This window comes from Mycobacterium sp. E3305, from assembly GCF_001666785.1.
GTDB lineage: Bacteria > Actinomycetota > Actinomycetes > Mycobacteriales > Mycobacteriaceae > Mycobacterium.
On the sequence record NZ_LZJA01000267.1, the window covers coordinates 22328 to 29297 of the forward strand.

At 71.8% G+C, this 6970-nt stretch carries 5 protein-coding genes and 2 pseudogenes; 4 read left to right on the plus strand and 3 right to left on the minus strand.

Annotated elements, in window-relative coordinates:
- Window positions 1-166: 166 nt before the first annotated feature.
- Both A5701_RS23685 and A5701_RS23690 read left to right on the plus strand, forming a co-directional pair.
- Entirely contained in the window at window positions 167-1309 is a 1143-nt protein-coding gene (locus A5701_RS23685; RefSeq protein ID WP_197505049.1) for an XdhC family protein, read from the plus strand.
- 56 nt (window positions 1310-1365) lie between these two features.
- Complete coding sequence (locus tag A5701_RS23690) at window positions 1366-2004, plus strand: SRPBCC family protein (RefSeq protein WP_067760060.1); 639 nt, start codon at window positions 1366-1368, stop codon at window positions 2002-2004.
- On the opposite strand, the gene eutC is transcribed toward A5701_RS23690, so the two are convergent.
- A complete protein-coding gene (eutC, locus tag A5701_RS23695) occupies window positions 1928-2746 on the minus strand; it encodes an ethanolamine ammonia-lyase subunit EutC (protein WP_067760067.1) in 819 nt (272 codons plus the stop codon). The two genes, A5701_RS23690 and eutC, sit on opposite strands and share 77 nt — an antisense overlap.
- Complete coding sequence (locus tag A5701_RS23700) at window positions 2746-4152, minus strand: ethanolamine ammonia-lyase subunit EutB (protein ID WP_067760070.1); 1407 nt, start codon at window positions 4150-4152, stop codon at window positions 2746-2748. The genes eutC and A5701_RS23700 overlap by 1 nt, the downstream gene beginning before the upstream one ends.
- Window positions 4153-4180: 28 nt before the next feature.
- Here A5701_RS23700 and A5701_RS23705 point away from each other — a divergent pair, with 28 nt between their 5' ends.
- Entirely contained in the window at window positions 4181-5302 is a 1122-nt protein-coding gene (locus A5701_RS23705; RefSeq protein ID WP_067760073.1) for a glycoside hydrolase family 76 protein, read from the plus strand.
- Between the two features lie 62 nt (window positions 5303-5364).
- Window positions 5365-6861 (plus strand): annotated as a pseudogene (locus tag A5701_RS23710) (acetoacetate--CoA ligase); the annotation flags it as partial.
- A gap of 30 nt (window positions 6862-6891) precedes the next feature.
- Here the strand turns inward: A5701_RS23710 and A5701_RS29090 are convergent.
- A pseudogene (locus tag A5701_RS29090) lies at window positions 6892-6970 on the minus strand (hypothetical protein); the annotation flags it as partial.

Sequence of the window (6970 nt, forward strand, 5' to 3'; positions counted from 1 at the left end):
ATCGAATGTGCGCACAGGGCGGGGATTTTCGGCGTGTCGCCGCCCTCAGCGCACACTCGAAGCCAAGGGTTCACCCGCGACGGCGTGGGATACCTCGTCCGGCCGAGCCGAGGCGAATAGACCCCAAGTTGAGCCGGGCTCGCGGCCGTCCGCATACGTTGAGAGGGTGCGTGACGTGATTGCCGAGCTGATGTCGATCTGGCGTGCCGGCGATATTGCGGGGCTGGGCACGGTGGTGCGTACCTTCCGGTCCGCGCCGCGCCCGCCGGGGGCGGCGATGGTGGTCGCGCCGGACGGCTCGGTCACCGGGTCGGTGTCGGGCGGCTGCGTGGAGGGTGCGGTGTACGACCTCGCCGCCGAGGCTGCGAAGACCGGGGCGCCTCGGCTGGAGCGCTACGGAGTCAGCGACGACGACGCGTTCACGATCGGCCTGACGTGCGGCGGCGTCATCGACGTGTTCGTCGAACCGGTCTCGCGCGCGTCGTTTCCCGAGCTCGGCGCAGTGGCCGACGACATCGCCGAGCGTCGCGCGGTGGCGACCGCCACCGTCGTCGCCCACCCCGACCCGGACTGGGTGGGCCGGCGGATCGTCATCCGGCCCGACGGCGTGGCGGGTTCGCTGGGCTCGGCGCGCGCCGACGCCGCGGTCGCCGACGACGCGCGCGGGCTGCTCGCGCTGGGCCGCAGCGACGTCCTCGTGTACGGGCCCGACGGGCAGCGGCTCGGCGACGGCATGGAGGTCTTCGTGTCCAGCTTCGCGCCGCCGCCGCAGATGCTGATCTTCGGCGCGATCGACTTCGCCGCCGCGCTGGCGCGGCAGGGCTCGTTCCTCGGCTACCGCGTCACCGTGTGCGATGCCCGCCCGGTGTTCGCCACCCGGGCCCGCTTCCCGACGGCCGACGAGGTCGTCGTCGACTGGCCCCACCGCTACCTCACGGCCCAGGCGGAGGCGGGCGCCGTCGATCGGCACACGGTGATCTGCGTGCTGACCCACGACCCGAAGTTCGATGTGCCGGTGCTCGAGGTGGCGCTGCGCCTGCCCGAGGTCGGCTACGTCGGGGCGATGGGGTCGCGCCGCACGCATGACGACCGGATGACCCGGCTCCAGGCCGCCGGGCTGACCGGCGCCGAACTGAGCCGGCTGTCCAGCCCGATCGGGCTGGACCTCGGTGCGCGCACCCCCGAGGAGACCGCGGTCTCGATCGCCGCCGACATCATCGCCAAGCGCTGGGGCGGCGGGGGCCGCCCGCTGGCCGAGATCGGCGGGCGGATCCACCATGACGCGGGGGACCCCACTCTACTTCCGTAGTGCCGCCCGTAGGCTGTGCACGACGCCGTCGTCGCCGCACACGAGAGGACCCCGGGATGAAGATCGCCAACCAGTTCACCGTCAGTGCCCCCATCGAAGAGGCCTGGGACGTGCTGAGCGACCTGGAGCAGGTGATCCCGCTGATGCCCGGGGCCGCGCTGACCGGCCACGAGGGCGACGACTACCTCGGCAAGGTCAAGGTGAAGGTAGGCCCCGTCACCAGCGAGTTCAGCGGCAAGGTGCGCTTCGTCGAGCACGATCGCGGCCAATACCGCGCGGTGATCGACGCCAAGGGCAAGGAGACCCGCGGGACCGGCAACGCGGCGGCGACGGTCACCGCCCAGCTCCACGAGGACGGCGATCGCACCGGCGTCACCGTCGACACCGACCTGAAGATCGCCGGCAAGCTGGCCCAGTTCGGCAGCGGCATGCTGCAGCAGGTGTCGGAAAAGCTGCTGGGCCAGTTCGTGGAGTCGCTCGAAGCCAAGCTCGTCGCGGAATCGGTGGCCGCGCCGGCCACACCCGAGGGCCCCCCGCAGGTCGGGCGCGCCCCGGAGCCACGCCACGCCGCCGAGCCCGAGCCCATCGACCTGCTCGACCTCGCCGGCGGAGACCAGCTCAAGAGGTACGCCCCGGTGCTGCTGGCCGTGCTGGCCGCGCTGGTGCTGGGTTGGGTGCTCGGCCGGAGGCGCTAGAACTGCCGATCGCCCCTCGCGTCGTGTCTTTGAGGGCGACCCCCGAGCGGCCGAGTTCGCGGGCGCCTGCGACCAGCGCGGTGGTGACCGCCGCGGCCGCCGGGTAGTCCAGGCCGTCGGGCGGATGGATGTTGGACACGCAGTTGCGGTCGGCGTCGGTGCGCCCCGGCGCCGGCCGGTGCGTCAGATAGATGCCCAGGCTGTCGGCGACCGACAGCCCCGGCCGTTCTCCGATCAGCACGAGAACCGTTGTGACACCGAGGGCTGCGCCGATGTGGTCACCGAGCGCGACGCGGGCCTGGGTGGCGACCACCGGCGGGGCGATCGTGTACCGGCCGTCGAACGCGCGCAGCAGCGCCTCGACCATGCCCGCGGCGTGGTCGGTCAGCGCCCGGGGCGAGAGGCCGTCGGCGAGCACAAATCCGATGTCGGCCTTGGTGTTCGGCAGATCCGACAGGTCCGCCGGGCTGCGGCCGAGGTCGGGCCGGCGCAGGTATTCGCCGCGGGAGGTGGCCCGGCTGTGCACCTGTAGCGGCTCGCCGATGCCGACGCCGCGGAGCCGCTGGACGAGGCGGTCGACGTCGAGCGGGTCGTGCACGGCGTCGCGTGCCGCGGCGTGCGCTGCCCGAAACTCCAGGACGCGCCGGGTCGGCAGCGAATCTCCCGCCCGCCCGAGGCCGATCCGCGCCTGCGTGGTCGCCCGCAGCGGGGCCCAGACGTCCGGGGGTTCCGGGTCGGTCATCAGCCGGCTGCCAGCGCGCGCAGCGGCGACGTCGCGGGGTCGACGGGCAGGATCCGGCCGTCGGCGTCGGCCATGCCGAGGCCGGCCAGCCACGCCTCGAATTCGGGAGCGGGCCGCAGCCCCAACGCTTTTCGCACGTACAGCGCGTCGTGAAAGGACAGGCTCTGGTAACCCAGCATGATGTCGTCGGCGCCGGGAACGGTGATGACGAACGCGGTGCCCGCCACGCCGAGCAGGGTGAGCAGCGTGTCCATGTCGTCCTGATCGGCCTCGGCGTGGTTGGTGTAGCAGACGTCGACGCCCATCGGCAGGCCGAGCAGTTTCCCGCAGAAGTTGTCTTCCAGGCCGGCGCGGATGATCTGCTTGCCGTCGTAGAGGTACTCCGGCCCGATGAAGCCGACCACGGTGTCGATCAGCAGCGGCTGCAGCGCCCGGGCCACCGCGTAGGCCCGCGCCTCGAGCGTCTGCTGATCGACCGGTTTGTTCCCCACGCCGAGGTGGGCCCCCGCCGACAGCGCCGCGCCCTGCCCGGTCTCCAGGTACATGACGTTGTCGCCGACGGTCCCGCGGTTCAGCGACCGGGCGGCCTCGTTGGCCTCCAGCAGCATCGGAATCGAGGTGCCGAACGAGGCGTTGGCGCCCTCGGTGCCGGCGATCGACTGGAACACCAGGTCGACGGGCGCGCCCCGCTCGATCAGCTCCATCGTGGTCGTGACGTGGCAGAGCACGCACGACTGGACCGGGATCGCGAACCGCTGCCGGATGTCGTCGAGCAGGTGCAGCAGGTCGGACGCCGCGCGCGGCGAGTCGGTCGCCGGGTTGACGCCGATCACCGCGTCGCCGCAGCCCATCAGCAGCCCGTCGAGCAGCGCCGCGGCGATCCCGCGCGGGTCGTCGGTGGGATGGTTCGGTTGCAGCCGGGTGGCCAGCGTGCCCGGCAACCCGATGGTGGTGCGGAATGCCGCGGTCGCCGTCGCCGCGGCGGCCACCAGGATCAAATCCTGATTGCGCATGATCTTCGACACCGCGGCAACCATTTCCGGCGTCAGCCCCGGGGAGACGGCGGCGATGCGCGCCGCGCCGTCGCCGCGGGACGCGGCGTCCAGCAGCCAGTCGCGGAAGCCGCCCACGGTCAAGCCGGCGATCGGGCCGAATGCGTCGCGGTCGTGGCCGTCGATGATGAGGCGGGTGACCTCGTCGGTCTCGTACGGCACCAGCACGTCGGTGAGGAACGTCGCCAGCGGAATGTCGGCCAGCACCCACGCGGCCGCGGCCCGTTCGGCGTCGGAGCCGGCGGCGCACCCCGCCAGCTGGTCGCCGGAGCGCAGCGGCGTCGCCTTGGCCATTACGTCGACCAGCCCGTCGAAGGTGTGCGTGGTCCCCGAAATGGTTTGCCGGTAGCGCATATATCAGTATGAGGCAGGATCGGGGAGTATGGATCAGCTGTGGGTCAACCGCGCGGCCAGCTCCGAGGCCGCCGTCACGCAACGGCACCTCAAGCGCCTCTGGGGCCTGCCCGCAACGCAGCTGGGCGTGGTGGCCTGGCCGTCGACGCGCCGTGACCGGATGTTCGGCACCTGGCACTACTGGTGGCAGGCGCACCTGCTGGATTGCCTGGTCGACGCGCAGCTGCGCGACCCGCGGCCGGAGCGGCACACCAGGATCAACCGGCAGGTCCGTTCCCATCGGCTGCGCAACAACTTTCGCTGGACCAACAGCTACTACGACGACATGGCCTGGCTGGCGCTGGCTTTGGAACGCGCCGCCCGGATAGCCGGGGTCGAGCGCCACCGCGCGCTGCCCAAGCTCGCCGACCAGTTCCTGAACGCGTGGGTGCCCGAGGACGGCGGTGGCATCCCGTGGCGCAAGCAGGACCAGTTCTTCAACGCCCCCGCCAACGGCCCGGCGGGAATCTTCCTGGCCCGCTACGGCGAGAAGATGCGGCGCGCCCAGCAGATGGCCGACTGGATCAACGAGACCCTGATCGACCCGGAGACGCACCTGGTGTTCGACGGCATCAAGGCCGGCTCCCTGGTCCGCGCCCAGTACACCTATTGCCAGGGCGTGGTGCTCGGCCTGGAAACGGAACTCGCGGCGCGCACCCATGACGACCGGCACGCCCCGCGGGTGCACCGGCTGGTCGCGGCCGTCGCCGACCACATGGCCCCGACGGGCGTGCTGACCGGGGCCGGCGGCGGGGACGGCGGTCTGTTCTCCGGCATCACCGCCCGATACCTGGCGCTGGTCGCCACCACGCTGCCGGGGGACTCGGCGGACGACGCCGTGGCCCGCGACACCGCCCGGCGGATCGTGCTGGCCAGCGCGAAGTCGGCGTGGGACTACCGGCAAACGGTCGACGGGCTGCCGCTGTTCGGCCCGTTCTGGGACCGCGACGCCCAGCTGCCCGGCGCGGAGGGCGGGGAGGCGCAGTTCGTCGAGGGTGCGGTGAACAGTTCCGAGGTCGCCGAGCGGGATCTGTCGGTGCAGCTGTCGGGCTGGATGCTGATGGAGGCCGCCTGTAACGTCACCGCCGTGACGGCAGGGAGCGCGACATGACCGAGCCCGGCAGCTGGATTCCCGACGAGGCGACGCTGGCCCAAGCAAACCTCACCCACTTCATGGCGTGGCTCGCGGAGACGGGCCGCGGCCGCTTCGGCGACTACCCCGCGCTGCTGCGCAAGTCCGTGGACGACATCGAGTGGTTCTGGGATGCCGTGTGGCACTACTTCGGCATCCAGGCGAGCAGCCCGCCGCGCGCGGTGCTGGGCAACCGTTCCATGCCGGGCGCCGAGTGGTTCCCCGGCGCCACGCTCAACTACGCCACCGAGATCTTCCGGCACGCCACCGACGAGCGCCCGGCGATGATCGTCGTGGGCGAGGACGGCGCGTGCGAGTGGTCGTGGGCGCGGCTGCGCCGCGAGACCGGCGCGTTCGCGGCGTACCTGCGTGGCCTCGGCGTGCGGCCCGGGGACGCCGTCGTCGGCTACCTGCCCAACGTCGGCGAGGCGGCCGTCGCCGCCCTGGCCGCCGCCAGCGTCGGCGCCATCTGGGCTGTGTGCAACCAGGACGTGGCCGTCGACGGCGTGATCGCCCGGCTGGGCCAAGTGGAGCCGGTCGTGCTGGTGGCCACCGACGGGTCGGTGTACGACGGCAAGCGCATCGACCGGCGCGCGGAGCTGGACACGATCCGGCGGGCGATGCCCAGCCTGCGCGCCACCGTGGTGGTGCCGCGGCTCGGGCTGGCGAGCGACGGCGACACCGTCGCGTGGGCGGCGGCGGTGGCATCCGACGCCGAGCTGGAGATCGCGGCGGTGCCGTTCGCGCATCCGCTGTGGGTGATGTTCTCGTCCGGCACCACCGGCAAGCCCAAGGGCATCGTGCACGGTCACGGCGGCACGGTGATCGAGCACCTGAAATACCTGAGCCTGCAACTGGACCTGCACGCCGGCGAGCGCTTCCTGTGGTACTCGTCGACCAGCTGGATGATGTGGAACCTGCTGCTGTCGGGGCTGCTGGTCGACACCACGATCGTGCTCTACGACGGCAGCCCAACGCATTTGGGCACCGACGGGCTGTGGCGGGTCGCCGCCGAGAGCGGTGTCAACGTGCTCGGCGCCGGCGCGGGCTACCTGCTGGCCTGCGCCAAGAAGGGGCTCAAGCCGGGGGCGACGTACCCGCTGGACGGGCTGCGCGCCGTGGGTTCCACCGGCTCGCCCCTGCCCGCGTCCGGATTCCGTTGGGTGCACGAGGGACTCGGCCGGTCGGTGCCGGTGATCTCGATGAGCGGCGGCACCGACGTCTGCACCGCCTTCATCGGCGGCTGCGCGATCCTGCCCGTGGTCGCCGGCGAGCTGTCGTGCATCTGCCTGGGCGCGGCCATCGAAGCCTGGTCCGGCGCAAACCATCCGGTGATCGGCGAGGAGGGCGAGCTGGTGATCACCGAGCCGATGCCCTCGATGCCGGTCTTCTTCTGGAACGACGACGACGGCAGCCGCTACCGCGCCGCCTATTTCGAGAAGTATCCGGGCGTGTGGTGTCACGGCGACTGGATCACCATCACCGACCGGGGATCCGTTGTGGTGCACGGCCGTTCGGACGCAACCCTGAACCGGATGGGCGTGCGGATGGGCAGCGCCGAGATCTACACTGCAGTTGATGGCCGGGAAGGCGTAAGAGTTTTCCTTGGCGCGGCCCAGCATCTCGGCGTATACCTCGGGCGTGGCG